The sequence below is a fragment of the Enterobacter cloacae complex sp. ECL72 genome (genome assembly GCF_019056635.1).
Taxonomy (GTDB): Bacteria; Pseudomonadota; Gammaproteobacteria; order Enterobacterales; family Enterobacteriaceae; genus Enterobacter; species Enterobacter hormaechei_C.
This window is the reverse complement of sequence record NZ_CP077659.1, coordinates 800,046-822,077: the sequence shown is the minus strand read 5'-3', so window position 1 is coordinate 822,077 and position 22,032 is coordinate 800,046. Positions and strand designations below refer to the sequence as shown.

Annotated in this window: 17 protein-coding genes, 7 tRNA genes and 1 pseudogene; 22 read left to right on the top strand and 3 right to left on the bottom strand. The window is 54.0% G+C overall.

The features are described 5' to 3' along the window. Positions 1 to 34: 34 nt before the first annotated feature. Positions 35 to 103, top strand: a pseudogene (locus KTH07_RS23575) (hypothetical protein); the annotation flags it as partial. A 251-nt stretch (positions 104 to 354) separates the two neighbouring features. On the opposite strand, the gene glnS reads toward KTH07_RS23575, so the two are convergent. Both glnS and nagE read right to left on the bottom strand, forming a co-directional pair. Next, positions 355 to 2,022 carry a glutamine--tRNA ligase gene (glnS, locus tag KTH07_RS03890; protein WP_023303298.1) on the bottom strand — a complete coding sequence of 556 codons (1,668 nt, stop codon included), beginning with the start codon at positions 2,020 to 2,022 and terminating at the stop codon, positions 355 to 357. A gap of 169 nt (positions 2,023 to 2,191) precedes the next feature. Then, a complete protein-coding gene (gene nagE / locus KTH07_RS03885) occupies positions 2,192 to 4,141 on the bottom strand; it encodes a PTS N-acetyl glucosamine transporter subunit IIABC (protein WP_023296120.1) in 1,950 nt (649 codons plus the stop codon). Between the two features lie 325 nt (positions 4,142 to 4,466). Between nagE and nagB the strand changes: the two genes are divergently transcribed. The 12 genes from nagB to KTH07_RS03825 all read left to right on the top strand — a co-directional run bounded on the left by nagB (position 4,467) and on the right by KTH07_RS03825 (position 11,332). Then, positions 4,467 to 5,267 (top strand): glucosamine-6-phosphate deaminase, encoded by an 801-nt coding sequence (gene nagB, locus KTH07_RS03880; RefSeq protein WP_003858663.1) that lies wholly within the window; start codon positions 4,467 to 4,469, stop codon positions 5,265 to 5,267. A 55-nt stretch (positions 5,268 to 5,322) separates the two neighbouring features. Further along, entirely contained in the window at positions 5,323 to 6,471 is a 1,149-nt protein-coding gene (gene nagA / locus KTH07_RS03875) for an N-acetylglucosamine-6-phosphate deacetylase (protein ID WP_023296119.1), read from the top strand. Between the two features lie 8 nt (positions 6,472 to 6,479). Continuing rightward, positions 6,480 to 7,700 carry an N-acetylglucosamine repressor gene (locus tag KTH07_RS03870; RefSeq protein ID WP_006809613.1) on the top strand — a complete coding sequence of 407 codons (1,221 nt, stop codon included), beginning with the start codon at positions 6,480 to 6,482 and terminating at the stop codon, positions 7,698 to 7,700. 45 nt (positions 7,701 to 7,745) lie between these two features. Then, complete coding sequence (nagD, locus tag KTH07_RS03865; protein WP_003858667.1) at positions 7,746 to 8,498, top strand: ribonucleotide monophosphatase NagD; 753 nt, start codon at positions 7,746 to 7,748, stop codon at positions 8,496 to 8,498. 250 nt (positions 8,499 to 8,748) lie between these two features. Continuing rightward, a complete protein-coding gene (gene asnB / locus KTH07_RS03860; protein WP_015571128.1) occupies positions 8,749 to 10,413 on the top strand; it encodes an asparagine synthase B in 1,665 nt (554 codons plus the stop codon). Between the two features lie 225 nt (positions 10,414 to 10,638). Further along, positions 10,639 to 10,715: transfer RNA gene (locus KTH07_RS03855), tRNA-Met, on the top strand. An 8-nt stretch (positions 10,716 to 10,723) separates the two neighbouring features. Continuing rightward, positions 10,724 to 10,808: transfer RNA gene (locus KTH07_RS03850), tRNA-Leu, on the top strand. 23 nt (positions 10,809 to 10,831) lie between these two features. After that, positions 10,832 to 10,906 (top strand) — tRNA-Gln (locus KTH07_RS03845). A 32-nt stretch (positions 10,907 to 10,938) separates the two neighbouring features. Further along, a tRNA-Gln gene (locus tag KTH07_RS03840) sits at positions 10,939 to 11,013 on the top strand. 17 nt (positions 11,014 to 11,030) lie between these two features. After that, positions 11,031 to 11,107, top strand: a tRNA-Met gene (locus KTH07_RS03835). A 41-nt stretch (positions 11,108 to 11,148) separates the two neighbouring features. Beyond that, a tRNA-Gln gene (locus tag KTH07_RS03830) sits at positions 11,149 to 11,223 on the top strand. 34 nt (positions 11,224 to 11,257) lie between these two features. After that, a tRNA-Gln gene (locus tag KTH07_RS03825) sits at positions 11,258 to 11,332 on the top strand. A 108-nt stretch (positions 11,333 to 11,440) separates the two neighbouring features. Here KTH07_RS03825 and ubiF read toward each other — a convergent pair. Next, positions 11,441 to 12,616 carry a 3-demethoxyubiquinol 3-hydroxylase gene (gene ubiF, locus KTH07_RS03820; RefSeq protein ID WP_015571129.1) on the bottom strand — a complete coding sequence of 392 codons (1,176 nt, stop codon included), beginning with the start codon at positions 12,614 to 12,616 and terminating at the stop codon, positions 11,441 to 11,443. A gap of 135 nt (positions 12,617 to 12,751) precedes the next feature. Here ubiF and miaB point away from each other — a divergent pair, with 135 nt between their 5' ends. From miaB to KTH07_RS03775, 9 genes are all read left to right on the top strand, one after another. Continuing rightward, positions 12,752 to 14,176 (top strand): tRNA (N6-isopentenyl adenosine(37)-C2)-methylthiotransferase MiaB, encoded by a 1,425-nt coding sequence (gene miaB / locus KTH07_RS03815; RefSeq protein WP_015571130.1) that lies wholly within the window; start codon positions 12,752 to 12,754, stop codon positions 14,174 to 14,176. A gap of 163 nt (positions 14,177 to 14,339) precedes the next feature. After that, positions 14,340 to 15,386 carry a PhoH family protein gene (locus tag KTH07_RS03810; RefSeq protein ID WP_003858674.1) on the top strand — a complete coding sequence of 349 codons (1,047 nt, stop codon included), beginning with the start codon at positions 14,340 to 14,342 and terminating at the stop codon, positions 15,384 to 15,386. Continuing rightward, positions 15,383 to 15,850 carry an rRNA maturation RNase YbeY gene (gene ybeY, locus KTH07_RS03805; RefSeq protein ID WP_023296118.1) on the top strand — a complete coding sequence of 156 codons (468 nt, stop codon included), beginning with the start codon at positions 15,383 to 15,385 and terminating at the stop codon, positions 15,848 to 15,850. The genes KTH07_RS03810 and ybeY overlap by 4 nt, the downstream gene beginning before the upstream one ends. Before the next feature lie 84 nt (positions 15,851 to 15,934). Next, entirely contained in the window at positions 15,935 to 16,813 is an 879-nt protein-coding gene (corC, locus tag KTH07_RS03800; RefSeq protein WP_003858679.1) for a CNNM family magnesium/cobalt transport protein CorC, read from the top strand. Between the two features lie 5 nt (positions 16,814 to 16,818). Then, positions 16,819 to 18,357, top strand: coding sequence for an apolipoprotein N-acyltransferase (gene lnt / locus KTH07_RS03795; RefSeq protein WP_017382463.1), 1,539 nt, complete (start codon positions 16,819 to 16,821; stop codon positions 18,355 to 18,357). Between the two features lie 380 nt (positions 18,358 to 18,737). Beyond that, a complete protein-coding gene (locus tag KTH07_RS03790) occupies positions 18,738 to 19,643 on the top strand; it encodes an amino acid ABC transporter substrate-binding protein (RefSeq protein WP_003858681.1) in 906 nt (301 codons plus the stop codon). A gap of 155 nt (positions 19,644 to 19,798) precedes the next feature. Continuing rightward, the gene (gltJ, locus tag KTH07_RS03785; RefSeq protein ID WP_015571133.1) at positions 19,799 to 20,539 is read left to right on the top strand and encodes a glutamate/aspartate ABC transporter permease GltJ; all 741 of its coding nucleotides are present in this window, start codon (positions 19,799 to 19,801) and stop codon (positions 20,537 to 20,539) included. Continuing rightward, positions 20,540 to 21,214, top strand: coding sequence for a glutamate/aspartate ABC transporter permease GltK (gltK, locus tag KTH07_RS03780; protein ID WP_003858686.1), 675 nt, complete (start codon positions 20,540 to 20,542; stop codon positions 21,212 to 21,214). After that, complete coding sequence (locus KTH07_RS03775) at positions 21,214 to 21,939, top strand: amino acid ABC transporter ATP-binding protein (RefSeq protein ID WP_017382465.1); 726 nt, start codon at positions 21,214 to 21,216, stop codon at positions 21,937 to 21,939. Before gltK ends, KTH07_RS03775 begins: the two co-directional genes overlap by 1 nt. Positions 21,940 to 22,032: the final 93 nt, after the last annotated feature.

Genomic DNA, 22,032 nt, shown 5'->3' with positions numbered 1-22,032 from the left:
AACTACCGTCTTTAGGTTATTTTTCGCGACGCGAATTATCAATGCTTTTAATCAGGCAAAAGTCAGGATTATGACGAAGAGCACATATTTCGTAGTGCTTTGTAACATTTACCGGGAAGCAAGTACTGGCGGGGGAATACGCTAATTTTCAGTAAGTAACATTGATATTGTGAATATATTTTTCAGCGTTTCTGTTTTTGGAAAACAACAAACTTTTTTAAATAAAATAAGTAGCACCACATTGACCTGGAATGTTGGCTTTAATTCATCATCCCGATGCTTAACGACATGATCGTTAAATAAAAAAACGCCGCATTATGCGGCGTTTGTTTCTCATTGACCATGCCAGCGTGATTATTCGCCGATCTTAGTCCAGGTATCACGCAGACCGACGGTACGGTTAAATACCGGTTTTTCCGCCGTGCTGTAACGGCTGTCCAGGCAGAAGTAACCCTCACGTTCAAACTGGAACGCTTTACCGGCTTCAGCGGCTTTCAGAGACGGCTCGGCATACCCCTGCTTGATAATCAGCGACTCAGGGTTGATAACCGCCAGGAAGTCCTCCGCAGCGCCTGGGTTAGGTACGCTGAACAGACGATCGTAGAGACGGATCTCAACCGGCAGCGCATGCTGCGCGCTCACCCAGTGGATCACACCTTTCACTTTACGGCCATCCGCCGGATCTTTACTCAGCGTCTCTGCGTCGTACGTACAGAAGATGGTCGTGATGTTACCTTCCGCATCTTTCTCTACGCGCTCGGCTTTGATCACATAGGCGTTACGCAGACGCACTTCTTTGCCCAGCACCAGACGCTTGTACTGCTTGTTCGCTTCTTCGCGGAAGTCGGCGCGATCGATCCAGATTTCACCGCTGAACGGCACGTCGCGGGTGCCCATTTCCGGTTTGTTCGGATGGTTAGGCATCGAGACCAGTTCGCTTCCACCCTGCGGATAGTTTTCGATGACCAGTTTCACTGGATCGATCACTGCCATCGCGCGCGGCGCGTTTTCGTTCAGGTCTTCGCGAATGCAGGATTCCAGAGACGCCATTTCGATGGTGTTGTCCTGCTTGGTAACGCCAATACGTTTGCAGAACTCACGAATGGACGCCGAGGTGTAGCCACGACGACGCAGGCCAGAGATGGTCGGCATACGCGGGTCGTCCCAGCCTTCAACGTGCTTGTCGGTGACCAGCAGGTTCAGCTTACGCTTGGACATCACGGTGTATTCCAGGTTCAGACGAGAGAATTCGTACTGACGCGGATGCACAGGAATGGTGATGTTATCCAGCACCCAGTCGTACAGACGACGGTTGTCCTGGAATTCCAGCGTGCACAGAGAGTGCGTAATGCCTTCCAGCGCATCGCTGATGCAGTGGGTGAAGTCGTACATCGGGTAGATGCACCACTTGTTACCGGTCTGGTGGTGTTCAGCGAACTTAATGCGGTACAGCACCGGATCGCGCATCACGATGAACGGAGACGCCATATCGATTTTGGCACGCAGACACGCTTTACCTTCTTCGAAGCCACCGGCACGCATTTTTTCAAACAGCGCCAGGTTCTCTTCCACGCTACGATCGCGGAACGGGCTGTTTTTACCAGGCTGAGTCAGCGTACCGCGGTATTCACGGATTTCGTCACCAGACAATTCGTCGACGTATGCCAGACCTTTGTTAATCAGTTCAACCGCATAGGCATACAGCTGATCGAAATAGTCTGAGGAGTAGCAGATATCGCCAGACCAGTTGAAGCCCAGCCATTGCACGTCGTTTTTAATCGACTCAACGTATTCGATGTCTTCTTTTACTGGGTTGGTGTCATCGAAACGCAGGTTGCACTGCCCCTGGTAATCTTGCGCAATACCAAAGTTCAGGCAGATCGATTTGGCGTGACCAATGTGCAGGTAGCCATTTGGCTCCGGCGGGAAACGCGTGTGGACTGTGGTGTGCTTACCACTGGCCAGATCTTCATCGATGATCTGACGAATAAAGTTACTCGGGCGGGCTTCTGCCTCACTCATCGTGGATTCCTCAAAGCGTAAACAACGTATAACGGCATATGATCTTATAAGCCGGACGTAGTGACAACCCTTAAAACGTCCCGGAAGAAAATAATGGGGGCAATTGCTGCAAAAAAAAGCGGCGGAGGATATCCCCCGCCGCTAAAGGCATAACTCTACTCAGGAGCGATTACTTGCCTTTAATCTCATACAGTGGCGTCTGGCCTGCAACCACCTGCCCCTGCGCCTGGATCACCAGACCGCTGAAGTCGTCGATGTTGCTGCACACGACCGGGCTTATCATGGAGCGCGCGTTGGCGTTCAGGAAGTCCAGATCCATTTCCAGAATCGGCTGACCTGCCGCCACTTCAGCACCCTCTTCCACCAGACGAGTAAAGCCCTGACCGTTCAGCGCAACGGTATCGATACCCATATGGACAACGATCTCCGCGCCTTTTTCCGTTTCCAGGCAGAACGCGTGGTTGGTGTTGAAGATTTTCACGATAGTACCGGCAGCCGGAGAGACCACGGTTTTGTCCGTTGGTTTCACCGCCACGCCGTCACCGACCGCTTTGCTGGCGAACGCTTCGTCAGGCACCTGCTCAAGCGCAACAACGTCACCTGTCACCGGAGAAACCAGCGCAGCGATGGTCACCGCGTTTGGCACAGCCTGCGGTTTTGCAACCGGCGCGTCAGCCACTGGCGCGTTATCCGTTGAGGCGGCAGCGACCGGCCCACGGGCAACCACTTTTTTCATTTCATCGCCGATAGATTCGGCTTTCGCACCCACGATAACCTGGATGGTTTGTTTGTTCAGTTTCACCACACCAGACGCACCCAGGCGTTTGCACATTGCATCGCTCACGCGCGCGGAGTCACCTACGGTCAGACGCAGACGGGTAATACAGGCATCGATCGCTTTCAGGTTGTCGGTGCCACCCACAGCGGCAATGTAGTTGGTTGCCAGCTGGGTTAAACCCTCTTCGGTATTGCTGTTGGCTTCACTGGTCACAACATCATCTTTCGTATCTTCGCGGCCCGGCGTCTTCAGGTTAAACATACGAATAACCGCGCTGAACAGAACGAAGTAGATAACGAAGAAGATCAGGCCCATCACCATCAGGATCCAGACGTTGCTGCTTGCCGCCGGCAGGTTGTACATCAACACATAGTCGATGGCGCCTGCGGAGAAGGAGAAGCCAGCATGGATACCCAGAAGGGTGGCGACGAACAGACTGATACCGGTCAGGATCGCGTGCATCAGATACAGCAGCGGAGCCAGGAACATGAACAGGAATTCCAGTGGCTCGGTCACGCCGGTCAGGAAGGCGGTGATCGCAACGGACAGCAGCATCCCGCCAACCATTGAGCGACGCGCTTTCGGCGCAGCCAGGTACATTGCCAGCGCCGCGCCAGGCAGACCAAACATCATGATTGGGAAGAAGCCAGACATGAACATGCCCGCGGTGCCGTCGCCTGCGTAGAAGCGGTTGATATCACCGTGGAATACCGCGCCGGCCGCGTTGGTGAACTCACCAATCTGGAACCAGGCGATGGTGTTCAGTACCTGATGCAGACCGGTTGGGATCAGCAGACGGTTAATGAAACCGAAGATGCCCGCGCCCATTGCGCCCGCAGACACGATCCACTCGCCACCCGCATGGATAGCATGCTGCACCGGTGGCCAAACGTAGCCAAAGATGGCGGCGAGGATCAGACAGAAAAAGCCCGTCGCAATCGGCACAAAACGTTTACCGCCGAAGAAGCTCAGGAAGTCAGGAAGTTTGATACCTGCCCAACGGTTGTACACGGCGCCACCCACCAGGCCGGTAATGATACCTGCCAGCACACCCATATTGATTTCAGGGTTGATGGTTACCATCGCTTTCGTGAGGATGAAGTAACCGACAGCCCCTGCCAGTGCCGCGGCACCAGCGCTGTCTTTTGACCAGCTTGACGCCACACCGATGGCGAAAATCAGCGCCAGGTTGTCAAAAATTGCGCCGCCTGCCTGGGCGATAAACGGCACGTTAAGAAGATCGGGTTGCCCGAATCGCAGCAGCAACGCTGCAACCGGTAGCACGGCGATAGGGAGCTGCAAAGCCCTACCGAGGCGCTGGAAAAAACCTAAAATATTCATCCTATTCCCCCTACGAGACCCTTTGTTAAGACTCGCGCATAAACTATGTTTTTATTGTGTCACGAACGATAGATACAGTTGATGATTCACTGGCAGTGTGAGTGTGTGAAAAATTAATTCGTATCGCAAATTAAACACCTATTTTTTGTGATTATTGTCACCAAATATCGTATTAAACCCTCCCTTTCACTGGCTAACGACGAAAACTTATTTTATCATTCAAAAAATCAAGACGGATTGATCCGGCCTGAAAGGTTCCAGGTTACGCTTAGTTCAGGTTGCACTAATCATCCGCCCACTTTTACTTAAACTTTAGAGGTGAATAATGAGACTGATTCCCCTGGCAACAGCTGAACAAGTCGGAAAATGGGCTGCTCGTCATATCGTTAACCGCATCAACGCGTTCAAACCAACAGCCGATCGTCCTTTCGTTCTCGGTCTTCCAACCGGTGGCACGCCCCTGACCGCGTATAAAGCTCTGGTTGAAATGCACAAAGCGGGCCAGGTTAGCTTTAAACACGTTGTGACCTTCAACATGGACGAATATGTCGGCCTGCCGAAGGAACATCCGGAAAGTTACCACAGCTTTATGCACCGTAATTTCTTCGATCACGTTGATATTCCGGCTGAAAACATTAACCTGCTGAATGGAAACGCGCCTGATATTGACGCAGAATGCCGTCAGTATGAAGAAAAAATCCGTTCCTACGGTAAAATCCACCTGTTTATGGGCGGCGTAGGCAACGATGGTCATATCGCGTTCAACGAACCGGCATCTTCACTGGCTTCCCGTACCCGTATTAAAACGCTGACCCATGATACGCGCGTGGCTAACTCCCGCTTCTTTGACGGCGACGTCAATCAGGTGCCTAAATACGCGCTGACCGTAGGCGTGGGCACGCTGCTGGATGCCGAAGAAGTGATGATTCTGGTGCTGGGCGCGGTGAAAGCGCAAGCGCTTCAGGCTGCCGTTGAAGGCAACGTGAACCATATGTGGACGATCAGCTGCTTACAGCTGCATCCAAAAGCGGTTGTCGTGTGTGACGAACCGTCCACCATGGAGCTGAAAGTGAAAACGCTGAAATACTTCAACGAGCTGGAAGCTGAGAACATCAAAGGTCTGTAATTGAATAACCGCCTCTTTTATCCGAGGCGGTCGCTTTTTTTAACCGGGGGTCGATATGTACGCTTTAACCCACGGTCGGATTTATACCGGCCATGAAATTCTGGATGACCATGCGATTGTAATCGCCAATGGCCTGATTGAACGTGTTTGCCCGCTGGCGGAACTGCCGCCGGAGATCGAACAGCGTTCCCTCAATGGAGCAGTAATCTCCCCCGGTTTCATCGACGTACAGCTTAACGGCTGCGGCGGTGTCCAGTTTAACGATACCGCAGAGGCGGTATCGGTTGAAACGCTGGAAATCATGCAAAAAGCCAACGAGAAATCGGGCTGCACCAGCTATCTGCCAACGCTGATCACCAGCAGCGATGACCTGATGAAACAGGGTATCCGCGTCATGCGCGAATACCTGGCAAAACATCCGAATCAGGCGCTGGGCCTGCACCTGGAAGGACCATGGCTGAATATGGTCAAGAAAGGCACCCATAACCCAAACTACGTGCGCAAACCGGATGCCGAGCTGGTGGATTACATGTGCGCCAATGCCGATGTGATCACCAAAGTAACGCTGGCCCCGGAAATGACCGGCACGGACGTTATCAGCAAACTGGCCGCCGCCGGGATTGTGGTGTCTGCGGGCCATTCGAACGCGACGCTGAAAGAGGCGAAGGCCGGTTTCCGCGCAGGCATTACGTTTGCCACACACCTTTATAACGCGATGCCCTATATTACTGGCCGCGAACCGGGACTGGTTGGCGCCATTCTGGATGAACCAGACGTCTACTGCGGCATTATCGCCGACGGCTTGCATGTCGATTACACCAACATCCGCAACGCCAAACGCCTGAAAGGCGACAAGCTCTGCCTTGTGACGGATGCTACCGCTCCGGCAGGGGCGAATATTGACCAGTTCATTTTTGCTGGTAAAACAATATACTACCGGAATGGACTGTGTGTGGATGAGAACGGCACGCTGAGCGGTTCTTCTCTGACGATGATCGAAGGGGTACGTAACCTCGTTGAACATTGCGGCATCGCGCTTGAGGAAGTGCTGCGCATGGCCACGCTTTATCCGGCGCGCGCCATTGGCGTCGATAAACAGCTCGGCGGTATTGCGCCAGGTATGGTTGCAAACCTGACGGCGTTCACACACGATTATAAAATTATTAAGACCATCGTTAATGGTAACGAGGTCGTCACTGAGTAAGTAAAAGTATGACACCAGGCGGACAAGCTCAAATCGGTAATGTCGATCTCGTTAAACAACTTAACAGCGCGGCGGTTTATCGCCTGATTGACCAGCACGGGCCAATCTCACGCATTCAGATAGCCGAACAAAGCCAGCTTGCTCCCGCCAGCGTGACAAAAATTACACGTCAGCTCATTGAGCGCGGCCTGATCAAAGAAGTCGATCAGCAGGCCTCCACCGGGGGCCGCCGCGCGATTTCCATCGTCACGGAAACCCGCAATTTTCAGGCCATTGGCGTTCGCTTAGGACGTCATGACACCACGCTTACGCTCTACGATCTGAGCAGCAAGGCCATTGCCGAAGAACACTACCCCCTTCCTGAGCGCACGCAGGAGACGCTTGAACACGCGTTGCTGAATACCATTGCGCATTTCATCGAAAGCTGTCAGCGCAAGATCCGTGAACTCATCGCCATCTCGGTGATTTTGCCCGGCCTGGTTGACCCGGAAAGCGGCGTTATTCGCTACATGCCGCATATTAAGGTAGAGAACTGGGGGCTGGTTGAGGCGCTGGAAAAGCGCTTCAAGCTGACCTGCTTTGTTGGTCACGATATTCGCTCGCTGGCGCTGGCGGAGCACTACTTTGGTGCGAGCCAGGACTGCGAAGACTCTATTCTGGTGCGCGTTCACCGTGGTACAGGTGCGGGCATCATCTCGAATGGCCGCATTTTTATTGGCCGTAACGGTAACGTAGGCGAGATTGGTCATATCCAGGTGGAACCGCTTGGCGAGCGCTGCCACTGCGGTAACTTTGGCTGTCTTGAAACCGTTGCCGCCAATGCCGCCATTGAACATCGCGTTCGCCATCTGCTGGAGCAGGGTTACCAGAGCCGCGTCACGCTGGACGATTGTAAGATCGGCGCCATCTGCAAAGCGGCAAACAAAGGCGATGCGCTGGCCTGCGAAGTGATCGAACAGGTAGGACGCCACCTGGGTAAGACCATCGCCATTGCCATCAACCTGTTTAATCCGCAGAAAGTGGTGATTGCCGGCGAGATCGTTGAAGCCGAAAAAGTGTTACTGCCCGCCATTGAAGGCTGCATCAATACCCAGGCGCTGAAGGCATTTCGCCAGAATTTGCCGGTGGTGCGATCTACGCTCGATCACCGCTCGGCAATTGGCGCATTCGCCCTGGTAAAACGTGCCATGCTCAACGGGATCCTGCTGCAACATTTGCTGGAATCCTGATCGGACCTTATAGTAACGCCTTCTTTTTTTGATGTCGGATTGTCCATGACCATTAAGAATGTAATTTGTGATATCGACGGCGTGCTGATGCACGACAACGTTGCCGTGCCGGGTGCTGCGGAGTTTCTTCACCGCATCATCGACAAAGGAATGCCACTGGTTCTTCTCACGAACTACCCTTCACAGACTGGTCAGGATCTGGCAAACCGCTTTGCTACCGCAGGCGTCAACGTCCCGGACAGCGTGTTCTATACCTCTGCGATGGCGACCGCGGATTTCCTGAAGCGTCAGGAAGGCAAAAAAGCCTATGTCGTTGGTGAAGGTGCGCTGATCCACGAGCTGTATAAAGCGGGCTTCACCATCACCGACGTGAACCCGGACTTTGTCATCGTGGGCGAAACGCGCTCCTTTAACTGGGAGATGATGCATAAGGCAGCCTACTTTGTCGCCAACGGTGCGCGTTTTATCGCCACCAACCCGGACACGCACGGTCGTGGTTTTTATCCCGCCTGCGGTGCGCTTTGCGCCGGTATCGAAAAAATCTCGGGTCGTAAGCCGTTTGTTGTCGGTAAACCGAGCCCGTGGATCATCCGCGCCGCACTGAATACGATGCAGGCACACTCAGAAGAAACCGTCATTGTGGGCGACAACCTGCGTACCGATATTCTGGCTGGCTTCCAGGCGGGGCTTGAAACCATCCTGGTGCTTTCTGGCGTTTCACAGCTTGATGACATTGATACGATGCCGTTCCGGCCAAGCTGGATTTACCCTTCTGTCGACGAAATCGACGTTATTTGATTCAGAACCACGCCTAAGGGCGTGGTTTTTCATTTCTGCCGTCTGAAAACATCACTTCATCTAACGAAATCAGCCCTTCATTGAGAAATCATCAATAGAATTGCTTAAGACATACTCTTTTTTTAAGATTCGGCAATCGCCATTGCACTTTTTACGTTTTCATCGGTAAAACGCTTGCGCCCCCTCCCCCTTTTACGGCATTTTCATAAGCAAGCAACATCACAACGCAACAGGGTTAACGGAGAAGGTTATGTGTTCTATTTTTGGCGTACTGGATATTAAAACTGACGCGGGCGAACTGCGTAAAAAAGCACTCGAATTGTCCCGCCTGATGCGCCATCGCGGTCCGGACTGGTCAGGCGTATACGCCAGCGATAAAGCGATTCTGGCTCATGAACGTCTCTCCATTGTTGATGTCAACGCTGGCGCACAGCCGCTGTATAACGAGAAAAAAACGCACGCGCTGGCTGTTAACGGTGAAATTTACAACCATCAGGCGCTGCGCGCCGAGTACGGCGATCGCTACGCGTTTCAGACCGGCTCAGACTGCGAAGTGATCCTGGCGCTGTATCAGGAGAAAGGCCCGGAGTTCCTCGACGATCTGCAAGGTATGTTCGCCTTCGCGCTGTACGACAGCGAAAAAGACGCTTACCTGATTGGCCGCGACCATATCGGTATTATCCCGCTGTACATGGGACACGATGAGCACGGCAACTTCTACGTTGCCTCAGAGATGAAAGCCCTGGTGCCGGTGTGCCGCACCATCAAAGAGTTCCCGGCAGGTAGCTACCTGTGGAGTAAAGACGGCGAGATCCGCCCGTACTACCAGCGCGACTGGTTTGATTATGAGGCGGTGAAAGACAACGTGACGGACAAAGCCGAACTGCGTCAGGCCCTGGAAGAGTCAGTGAAAAGCCACCTGATGTCAGACGTACCTTACGGCGTACTGCTTTCCGGCGGTCTGGACTCCTCCGTGATCTCCGCGATCACCAAGAAATTCGCCGCACGTCGCGTGGAAGATCAGGAGCGCTCTGAAGCCTGGTGGCCGCAGCTGCACTCCTTTGCCGTGGGTCTGGAAGGGGCACCTGACCTGAAAGCCGCCCAGGAAGTGGCAAATCATCTCGGCACGGTGCACCATGAAATTCACTTCACCGTACAGGAAGGTCTGGATGCGATCCGCGATGTGATCTATCACATTGAAACCTATGATGTGACCACCATTCGCGCCTCCACACCAATGTATTTGATGTCGCGGAAGATCAAAGCGATGGGCATCAAGATGGTGCTCTCCGGCGAGGGTTCTGACGAAGTGTTTGGCGGTTACCTCTATTTCCACAAAGCGCCAAACGCCAAAGAGCTGCATGAAGAAACGGTGCGTAAGCTACAGGCGCTGCACATGTTTGACTGCGCGCGCGCCAACAAAGCGATGTCCGCCTGGGGTGTGGAAGCCCGCGTGCCGTTCCTCGATAAGAAATTCCTTGATGTGGCGATGCGCATCAACCCGCAGGACAAAATGTGCGGCAACGGCAAAATGGAGAAACATATCCTGCGAGAATGTTTTGAATCCTACCTGCCGGCGAGCGTGGCGTGGCGTCAGAAAGAGCAGTTCTCGGATGGCGTGGGTTACAGCTGGATCGACACCCTGAAAGAGGTGGCGGCGAAACAGGTTTCTGATCAACAACTGGAAACTGCGAGCTTCCGTTTCCCGTACAACACGCCAGCCTCGAAAGAAGCGTATTTGTACCGTGAGATCTTTGAGGAGCTGTTCCCGGTTCCAAGCGCAGCAGAGTGCGTACCGGGTGGCCCATCGGTCGCCTGCTCTTCTGCTAAAGCCATTGAATGGGATGAATCATTCAAAGCGATGAACGATCCGTCAGGACGCGCGGTGGGCGTTCACCAGTCTGCCTATAAATAATGTTCAGAGTATCATCAGGCCCTCCGGGGCCTGATTTTTTTGCCTCTCTTTTCTCCGCATAAAATCGATTAATAACCAATAATTGTCGAATATTCGGCCTCGCTGTTCGCAACCTAACCAAACAGTCACATTCCGGCTATTTTCATTGAAAAAGGTGTTGACGCTGCAAGGGTCTATACGCATAATGCGCCCCGCAACGCCGATAAGGTAACGCGAAAAAAAGATGGCTACGTAGCTCAGTTGGTTAGAGCACATCACTCATAATGATGGGGTCACAGGTTCGAATCCCGTCGTAGCCACCATCTTTTTTGCGGGAGTGGCGAAATTGGTAGACGCACCAGATTTAGGTTCTGGCGCCGCAAGGTGTGCGAGTTCAAGTCTCGCCTCCCGCACCATTCCCAGGTAAGCGTTGCACGGATGGGGTATCGCCAAGCGGTAAGGCACCGGTTTTTGATACCGGCATTCCCTGGTTCGAATCCAGGTACCCCAGCCATATTTCTTCGATTATGCGGTTCTCCGCGGTATTGGGGTATCGCCAAGCGGTAAGGCACCGGTTTTTGATACCGGCATTCCCTGGTTCGAATCCAGGTACCCCAGCCATCGAAGATTGCAGTACTGGCTACGTAGCTCAGTTGGTTAGAGCACATCACTCATAATGATGGGGTCACAGGTTCGAATCCCGTCGTAGCCACCATATTTATGTTATCGAATACGATTCGGTAAACTGAACATTGTTGGGGTATCGCCAAGCGGTAAGGCACCGGATTCTGATTCCGGCATTCCGAGGTTCGAATCCTCGTACCCCAGCCACTTTAAAGTCGTTAAGCAGTTTGTTTAACGCAATTGGGGTGTCGCCAAGCGGTAAGGCTCTGGTTTCTGATACCAGCATTCCGGGGTTCGAATCCCTGCACCCCAGCCACTTAAAACAAACAAGCCCGCTCTGCGGGCTTTTTTGTTTTTGTTGCTCAGAATAGTGCGGCCTGATGCCCTCACCCTAACCCTCTCCCACGGGGAGAGGGAATAAAGATCAGAGTCCGAGGGCATATTTCAGGGCCTGACGCTTCAGACCACCGGCACGCTCCGCCGCCATCAATCCAATATTGCGCACTATACGCACCGGACCAACATCATTGCTGAACCCGGCATAGAACAGATCCATCCCCGACTGCATAATGAAGTTATCCGCCATACGGCGCGTCTGGTAGCGCTTCAGTACCTGATGGCTGGCCCAGGCTTCCGCGTGGGCGCGAGCGTTACCCAGCACATCCAGTAACGCATCGACGTCACGGTATCCCAGATTCACCCCCTGCCCCGCCAGCGGATGAATGGTGTGCGCCGCGTCCCCCACCAGCACCAGTCCTTCACGGGCATACTGTAACGCATGGCGTCGCATCAGCGGGAATGCGCCGGCGGCAACCGGGGTCACGTTACCCAGACGACTCGGGAAGTGCTGGCGAATTTCGCGCTGCAACTGATCCATGGACAGCCCCTGCAACTGTCGAATGCGCGCCGGTTTGTCGTACCACACCAGCGAGGCCCAGTTATCAAACAGCGGTAAGAATGCATGCGGGCCGTTCGGCGTAAAATGCTGCCAGGTGCTTTCGCCCGGCGCGTTTTCTGACTGAACGGTGATCAGCATGCAGGACTGCTGGTACTGCCAGGCATGGATCCCAATGCCTGCCATCTGCCTGACCTGCGAGTTCGCGCCATCCGCCCCCACCACCAGCTTCACGGCCAGCTCATCGTCGTTGTCCAGCGTCAGGAGATACCCGCCATCATGACGATGCAGGGCTTTCAGCGAGTCCGGAACGCGCAGCGTCACCTTCGGGTGCGCCTCCAGCGCCTGCCAGAGTGCCTGCTGGAGCACGTTGTTTTCCACCATATAGCCCAGGCGCGGCAGTTTCAGCTCGGCGGCATCAAACGACACGTGAGCATTTTCCCACTCCCAGGTTTCAAGACGGCTGTATGGGTGCGCGCGCATCGCCAGCACCGCCTCCCAGACGCCCAGCCCGCGAAGCAGATCAACAGAGGCCGCGCTGATGGCGGAAATACGCACGTCCGGTTGGCTGGCAGGATCGAATGCCGGCGGAGCCGCCTGTTCAATAACGGTTACGTCAAATCCCTGCTGCGCCAGCCCCAGCGCCAGTGCGCCGCCGACCATACCGCCGCCAACAACGGCAACTTCGGTGTTCAGGAGTGTCATGGTCACTATTCCTTATTGAAGAATACCTTAAGTTTACCGGATTTTTGCGGCCCTGAGGTTGACAACCTTCATACTGGTCACAACCGCACCAAAGCATTACAATACGCGGCTTGCAATCCTGAGCTGAGCAAGTCGATGACTAAAAAACTCCATATAAAAACCTGGGGCTGTCAGATGAACGAATACGATTCATCGAAGATGGCCGATCTGCTGGATACCACCCACGGATACCAGCTGACTGAAAATGCGAAAGAAGCCGATGTGCTGCTGCTGAACACCTGTTCAATTCGTGAAAAAGCACAGGAAAAAGTTTTTCATGTGTTAGGCCGCTGGAAGCTTCTCAAACGGAAAAATCCGGACCTGATTATTGGCGTGGGTGGCTGCGTCGCATCGCAGGAAGGTAAGCTGATCCGCCAGAGAGCCCCCTATGTGGATATCGTTTTTGGCCCTCAGACCCTGCACCGCCTGCCAGAGATGATTAATCAGGTTCGCGGCAGCCGTAGCCCGGTGGTTGACGTGAGCTTCCCGGAGATCGAGAAATTTGACCGTCTGCCAGAGCCGCGCGCTGATGGCCCGACCGCCTTCGTCTCCATCATGGAAGGCTGCAACAAATACTGTACTTACTGCGTGGTGCCTTACACCCGCGGTGAAGAAGTGAGCCGCCCGGCAGACGATATCCTGTTTGAAATCGCGCAGCTTGCCGCGCAGGGCGTTCGTGAAGTGAACCTGCTGGGTCAGAACGTGAACGCCTGGCGCGGGGAAAACTACGACGGTACCACCGGCAGCTTTGCTGAACTGCTACGTCTGGTGGCGGCGATTGACGGCATCGACCGCATTCGCTTTACCACCAGCCATCCGATGGAATTTACCGACGACATTATTGACGTCTATCGCGATACGCCAGAGCTGGTGAGCTTCCTGCACCTGCCGATCCAGTGCGGTTCTGATCGCGTGCTGAACCTGATGGGTCGTCCACATACGGTGCTCGAGTATAAGTCCACCATCCGCAAGCTGCGTGAAGCGCGCCCGGATATCCAGATTAGCTCCGACTTTATCGTCGGCTTCCCTGGCGAAACCGCTGATGACTTTGAGCGCACCATGAAGCTCATCGGCGAGGTGAATTTCGACGTCAGCTACAGCTTTATCTTCTCTGCGCGCCCGGGCACCCCTGCGGCCGATATGGTTGACGATGTGCCGGAAGAAGAGAAAAAGCAGCGTCTGTATATTCTACAGGAGCGTATCAACCAGCAGGCCAACGCCTGGAGTCGTCGTATGCTCGGTACTGTCCAGCGTATTCTGGTGGAAGGCACCTCCCGTAAGAGCGTCATGGAACTGTCTGGTCGAACCGAAAATAACCGCGTGGTGAATTTTGAAGGCACCCCGGACATGATCGGTAAGTTTGTGGACGTCGAGATTGTCGAAGTACTCACGAACTCGCTGCGCGGGAAGGTGGTACGCACTGAGGACGAAATGGGTCTGCGAATTGCACAGACTCCGGAATCCGTTATCTCTCGCACCCGCAAAGTCAACGACTCTGGCGTGGGTATTTACCAGCCTTGATCCTTCTGGCCTGCCTGTCCGGCAGGCCTTGTATTTCCTCTCATCACCCCCAATATCTACCGCAACGCTTGCGCCTTTATTGTGTGGCGTGAATAATTTCGGTAATGACCGTTTTATTACGCCGTGTGGCGGCGAGTCAGTTAACTACTCAAAGAGGAACAGTTTGAACATAGATACGCGTGAAATTAGCCTTGAGCCAGCAGACAACGCTCGCCTGCTGAGCCTGTGCGGGCCGTTTGATGACAACATCAAACAACTTGAGCGACGTCTGGGTATCGAAATCAATCGTCGCGATAACCATTTCAAACTCACCGGACGCCCAATCTGCGTCAACGCCGCGGCGGATATTCTCCGCAGCCTGTATGTTGATACCGCCCCGATGCGCGGTGAGATCCAGGATATTGAACCTGAACAGATCCACCTGGCCATTAAAGAGGCGCGCGTGCTTGAGCAGAGCGCGGAGAGCGTGCCGGACTATGGCAAAGCCATCAACATCAAAACTAAACGCGGCGTGATTAAGCCTCGTACCCCGAACCAGGCGCAGTACATCGCCAACATTCTCGACCACGACATCACCTTCGGTGTAGGCCCGGCGGGTACGGGTAAAACCTATCTGGCGGTTGCCGCTGCGGTTGATGCGCTCGAGCGTCAGGAGATCCGCCGTATCCTGCTGACCCGCCCTGCTGTTGAAGCCGGTGAAAAACTGGGCTTCTTGCCGGGTGATTTGAGTCAGAAAGTAGATCCCTACCTGCGTCCGCTGTATGACGCGCTGTTCGAAATGCTCGGCTTCGAGAAAGTTGAAAAGCTCATCGAGCGTAACGTGATTGAAGTTGCTCCGCTGGCCTACATGCGTGGCCGTACGCTTAACGACGCGTTCATCATTCTGGATGAGAGCCAGAACACCACCATCGAACAGATGAAGATGTTCCTGACGCGTATTGGCTTTAACTCGAAAGCGGTTATCACCGGTGACGTCACCCAGATTGACCTGCCGCGTAACACCAAATCGGGTCTGCGTCACGCCATCGAAGTCCTGGCCGAGGTAGAGGAAATCAGCTTTAACTTCTTCCACAGTGAAGACGTGGTACGCCATCCGGTCGTCGCGCGTATCGTTAACGCTTATGAGGCCTGGGAAGAGGCAGATCAGAAGCGCAGGGCCGAACTGGCCGCAGAACGTAAGCGCGAAGCGCAGGAGCATGAACAGAAATGAGTCAGGTGATCCTCGATTTACAGCTGGCCTGTGAAGATAATTCCGACATGCCAGAAGAGGCACAGTTTCAGAAATGGCTGGATGCCGTTATCCCCCAGTTTCAGGAAGAATCAGAGGTCACGATTCGCCTGGTGGATGAAGCAGAAAGCCATGAGCTCAACCTGACCTACCGCGGGAAAGATAAGCCGACCAACGTGCTCTCTTTCCCGTTCGAAGCCCCTCCGGGCATTGAGATGCCGCTGCTGGGCGATCTGATCATCTGCCGTCAGGTGGTTGAGCAGGAAGCCAAAGAGCAGCAAAAGCCGCTGGAAGCGCACTGGGCACACATGGTGGTGCACGGTAGCCTGCATCTTCTGGGTTACGACCATATTGAAGATGACGAAGCGGAAGAGATGGAATCCCTCGAGACAGAGATAATGCTTGCTCTGGGCTATGAGGATCCGTACATTGCCGAGAAAGAATAGTCAGTCACTGACTACCATGCCGCCGCGCAGGGACATAGCGCGGCGGTTAACATTGAACTAACAAGAGAACCCTTAACAAACGCCATGAGCGACGACAATTCACACAGTAGCGACACGACAACCACTAAAAAGGGATTTTTCTCCCTCATTCTGAACCAGCTTTTCCACGGCGAACCGAAAAACCGTGATGAACTGCTGGAGCTGATTCGTGATTCCGGGCAGAACGACCTTATCGACGAAGATACACGCGAAATGCTCGAAGGGGTGATGGACATCGCCGACCAGCGCGTCCGCGACATCATGATCCCCCGCTCGCAGATGATTACCCTGAAACGCAACCAGACGCTGGACGAGTGCCTCGATGTGATTATCGAATCGGCTCACTCACGTTTCCCGGTCATCAGCGAAGACAAAGATCACATTGAAGGGATTTTGATGGCGAAAGATCTGCTGCCGTTTATGCGCAGCGATGCCGAAGCCTTCAGTATGGAAAAGGTGTTACGCCCGGCCGTGGTTGTGCCGGAAAGTAAACGTGTGGATCGGATGCTGAAGGAGTTTCGCTCCCAGCGCTATCACATGGCGATTGTTATTGATGAATTTGGTGGCGTTTCCGGTCTGGTCACAATCGAAGATATCCTTGAGCTGATCGTGGGCGAAATCGAAGATGAGTATGACGAAGAAGAGGATATCGACTTCCGTCAGCTGAGCCGCCACACCTGGACCGTGCGCGCGCTGGCCTCCATTGAAGACTTCAACGATACCTTTGGCACCAGCTTCAGCGATGAAGAAGTGGACACCATTGGTGGTCTGGTGATGCAGGCCTTCGGCCATCTTCCGGCCCGCGGTGAAACCGTTGACATCGATGGTTACCAGTTCAAGGTCGCAATGGCTGACAGCCGACGTATTATTCAGGTTCACGTCAGAATGCCGGACGACTCACCGGTGCCAAAACTGGAAGATTAATGTAAATGGCATTTGCCCCACTCTTTGAACGCCAGCGCGTCCGTTTGCTGCTGGCGCTGTTACTCGGAGCCAGCGGTACGCTGGCTTTTTCTCCTTACGATATCTGGCCGGCCGCTATTCTCTCCCTGATGGGGCTACAGGGTCTTACCCTGAACCGTCGTCCGGTACAGGCCGCGGCCATTGGCTACTTCTGGGGGCTGGGGCTGTTCGGCTCTGGTATCAACTGGGTCTACGTCAGTATCGCGCAATTTGGCGGAATGCCGGGGCCGGTTAACGTCTTCCTGGTTGTGCTGCTCGCCGCCTATCTCTCACTCTACACCGGCCTGTTCGCGGGCATCCTGTCTCGCCTGTGGCCAAAAACGACCTGGCTGCGCGTGGCGATAGCGGCACCCGTTGTCTGGCAAATCACCGAATTTCTGCGCGGCTGGGTACTGACCGGCTTCCCGTGGTTGCAGTTCGGCTATAGCCAGGTAGACGGCCCGCTGAAAGGCCTGGCCCCGGTCATGGGCGTGGAGGCGATCAACTTCCTGCTCATGGCGGTCAGCGGCCTTCTGGTGCTGGCTCTGGTGACACGTAACTGGAAGCCGCTGGTTGCCGCGTTGATCCTGTTTGCCCTGCCCTTCCCGCTGCGTTATATCCAGTGGTTTACGCTGGAGCCCGCGCGCGCCACGCAGGTTTCTCTGGTACAGGGCGATATCCCGCAGTCCCTGAAATGGGATGAGAATCAGCTGCTGAACACGCTGAAAATCTACGCCAACGCCACTGAAAAGGTGATGGGCAAATCGCAGCTCATCATCTGGCCTGAGTCTGCGATCCCGGACCTGGAGATCAATCAGCAGCCCTTCCTGAAGATGATGGACGATCTGCTGCGCGCGCGCGGCAGTACGCTGATCACCGGAATTGTGGATGCGCGTCTCAATCAGCAGAACCGCTATGACACGTACAACACGATCATTACGCTCGGTAAGGACAGCGAATACAGCTATACCTCCACCAATCGCTACAACAAAAACCACCTTGTACCGTTTGGCGAATTTGTTCCGCTGGAGTCTATTTTGCGCCCACTGGCACCGTTCTTTGATTTGCCGATGTCCTCATTCAGCCGGGGCCCTTACGTTCAGCCGCAGCTGCATGCGCACGGTTTTGCCCTGACGGCCGCCATTTGCTACGAGATTATCCTCGGCGAGCAGGTGCGCGATAATTTCCGCCCGGACACCGACTATCTGCTGACCATCTCAAACGATGCGTGGTTCGGTAAATCGATTGGCCCGTGGCAGCACTTCCAGATGGCGCGAATGCGTTCTCTGGAGCTGGCACGTCCGTTGCTGCGCAGCACCAATAACGGCATTACCGCCGTGATTGGTCCGCAGGGTGAAATCCAGGCCATGATCCCGCAATTTACCCGTGAGGTGCTGACTACTAACGTCACGCCAACTACCGGGCTTACGCCTTACGCGCGCACCGGGAACTGGCCGCTGTGGATTTTGACCTTGCTCTTCGGCTTTGGCGCAGTACTGATGAGCCTGCGTCAGCGTCGTAAATAACCTTACCTTCTGTTGCCGGGTGGCGGCTACGCCTTACCCGGCCTACTCTCCGCCGCCCCCACCCGACAATTTCCTCCCAAACTTCAATTCTGGCACGCCTGTTGCTTTGTTTATTCATATCAACGCTGTCTGGCTTAACGTGCAACTTTGTCGCACAAGCGTAGATCATCGGTAGCACCGAAACGGTGCAACGAGGGATTATTGCCTCTGAATGGTGCGGCGCGCTTCGCAAAAATAAACAATAACGCAGCAAAATCTTTACATTAAGCCAGACTAAATGTTAACAAGCTTGCATAACACTGCACTCGCATTGCGCGAGATATAACAACATCACAATGGGTATCTATGCGTCACTGGCGCTGATAAGAAAGGAGTTGGGTATGCAATTACGTAAACTGGCCACAGCAATGCTGGTTATGGGAATGTCTGCGGGGGTTGTCCACGCTGAAGACGCTCCGGCAGCAGGAAGCACTCTCGACAAGATTGCCAAAAACGGCGTGATCGTGGTCGGCCACCGTGAATCTTCTGTCCCGTTCTCTTACTACGACAACACGCAAAAAGTCGTGGGCTATTCACAGGATTACTCCAACGCCATCGTTGAAGCCGTGAAGAAAAAGCTGAACAAACCTGACCTGCAAGTGAAGCTGATCCCCATCACTTCACAGAACCGTATTCCTCTGCTGCAAAACGGCACATTTGATTTTGAATGTGGCTCAACCACCAACAACCTTGAACGTCAGAAACAGGCCGCTTTCTCGGACACCATCTTCGTTGTGGGCACCCGCCTGCTGACGAAGAAAGGCGGCGACATCAAAGATTTTGCTGACCTGAAAGGCAAAGCGGTTGTCGTGACCTCCGGTACCACGTCCGAAGTGCTGCTGCACAAGCTGAACGACGAGAAGAAAATGGACATGCGCATCATCAGCGCGAAAGACCATGGCGACTCCTTCCGTACCCTGGAAAGCGGCCGTGCTGTCGCGTTTATGATGGATGACGCCCTGCTGGCGGGCGAACGCGCGAAAGCGAAGAAACCAGACAACTGGGAAATCGTCGGTACCGCCCAGTCGAAAGAAGCCTACGGCTGTATGCTGCGTAAAGGTGACGAGGACTTCAAGAAACTGATCGATGACACCATCGCTCAGGCGCAAACCTCCGGCGAAGCGGCAAAATGGTTCGACAAATGGTTCAAGAACCCAATTCCACCAAAAAACCTGAACATGAACTTTGAACTGTCTGACGACATGAAAGCGCTGTTCAAATCACCAAACGACAAAGCTCTTAACTAATTAGAACGACAGGGGCGGGATCTCCTGCCCTCTCGATTGTCGGGAAGCATGGACAGACTATACGTTGAGTGGTCGTTCCCCACTCAGCGCAAAAATTGAGCTTCTCACCAATCTTCGAGGGTAGCGCTGCTACCCTTTTTTTTCTGGAGTTTACTATGTCAATTGACTGGAACTGGGGCATCTTTCTGCAACAAGCCCCGTTCGGCAACACCACCTATCTCGGCTGGCTGTGGAGCGGCTTTCAGGTTACCGTTGCGTTATCGATAACGGCGTGGATTATCGCGTTTCTTGTCGGTTCGCTGTTCGGTATTCTGCGTACCGTCCCTAACCGTTTTCTCTCTTCGATTGGCACGCTCTATGTGGAACTGTTCCGTAACGTTCCGCTGATCGTGCAGTTCTTTACCTGGTATCTGGTGATCCCGGAACTGCTGCCGGAAGATCTCGGCATGTGGTTTAAGGCCGAGCTGGATCCTAACGTACAATTTTTTGTCTCCTCTATGCTGTGTCTGGGGCTGTTCACCGCTGCGCGCGTCTGCGAGCAGGTACGTGCCGCCATACAGTCACTGCCGCGCGGGCAAAAGAATGCGGCACTGGCAATGGGCCTGACTCTGCCCCAGGCCTACCGTTACGTACTGCTGCCTAACGCTTACCGCGTCATCGTTCCGCCGATGACGTCCGAGATGATGAACCTGGTAAAAAACTCGGCTATCGCCTCAACCATCGGTCTGGTGGATATGGCGGCACAGGCGGGCAAACTGCTGGATTACTCCGCTCACGCCTGGGAATCCTTCACGGCGATCACGCTCGCCTATGTTCTGATTAACGCTTTCATCATGCTGGTGATGAACCTGGTTGAACGCAAAGTACGCCTGCCGGGCAATCTGGGGGGCAAATAAATGTACGATTTTGACTGGAGTTCCATTGTTCCCTCCATGCCCTATCTGCTGGATGGACTGGCAATCACCTTAAAGATCACCGTTATCGCCATTATCGTCGGTATTGTCTGGGGCACCCTGCTGGCAGTGATGCGCCTGTCGAGCTTTAAGCCGCTCGCCTGGTTTGCCACGGCTTACGTTAACGTATTCCGCTCCATTCCACTGGTCATGGTGCTGCTGTGGTTTTATCTGATTGTTCCCGGCTTTTTACAGAACGTACTGGGACTGTCGCCAAAGACCGATATCCGCCTGATCTCTGCCATGGTGGCGTTTTCCATGTTTGAAGCCGCCTACTACTCAGAGATCATCCGCGCAGGTATTCAGAGTATCTCTCGCGGGCAGTCCAGCGCTGCGCTGGCGCTCGGTATGACGCACTGGCAGTCCATGAAGCTCATTATTTTGCCGCAGGCGTTTCGCGCCATGGTTCCGCTGCTGCTGACGCAGGGCATCGTCCTGTTCCAGGATACCTCCCTGGTCTACGTGCTGAGTCTGGCAGACTTCTTCCGTACCGCCTCCACCATTGGCGAACGTGACGGAACGCAGGTTGAGATGATCCTCTTCGCGGGCGGGGTCTATTTTGTGATTAGTTTAAGCGCATCGCTGTTGGTCAGCTGGCTGAAGAAAAGGACGGTATAATGATTTCCCTGAAAAATGTTTCTAAATGGTATGGGCACTTTCAGGTGCTGACCGACTGCTCAACGGAAGTGAAAAAAGGCGATGTGGTGGTGGTATGCGGCCCGTCCGGTTCCGGTAAGTCGACGCTTATCAAAACCGTTAATGGGCTGGAACCTGTCCAGCAGGGCGAGATTGTCGTTAACGGTACCAAAGTAAATGACCGCAAAACCAACCTTGCCCAGCTTCGCTCTCACGTAGGGATGGTGTTCCAGCATTTTGAGCTGTTCCCTCACCTGTCCATCATTGAGAACCTGACGCTGGCGCAGGTCAAAGTGCTGAAGCGCGACAAAAAAGCGGCGCGCGAAAAGGGGCTGAAGCTGCTGGAACGCGTCGGGCTGTCTGCGCATGCGAATAAGTTCCCGGCCCAGCTTTCGGGCGGCCAACAGCAGCGTGTGGCAATCGCGCGTGCGCTGTGCATGGATCCGGTGGCAATGCTGTTTGATGAGCCGACGTCCGCGCTCGACCCTGAGATGATCAACGAAGTGCTGGACGTCATGGTGGAGCTGGCGCACGAAGGGATGACCATGATGGTGGTGACGCACGAAATGGGCTTCGCCCGTAAAGTGGCCAACCGCGTGATCTTCATGGATGAAGGGAAAATTGTTGAAGACTCACCAAAAGAAGAGTTCTTCGCAAATCCTAAATCTGAACGTGCAAAAGACTTCCTCGCCAAAATCCTGCATTAATCTTTTTAGTGCGCAATCTGCGGATTGCGCACTGCTTCACGCTTTAGATCTCTTTTTCTATTCGGCGTCACATCGCAGCGTTAACCTTGTCAC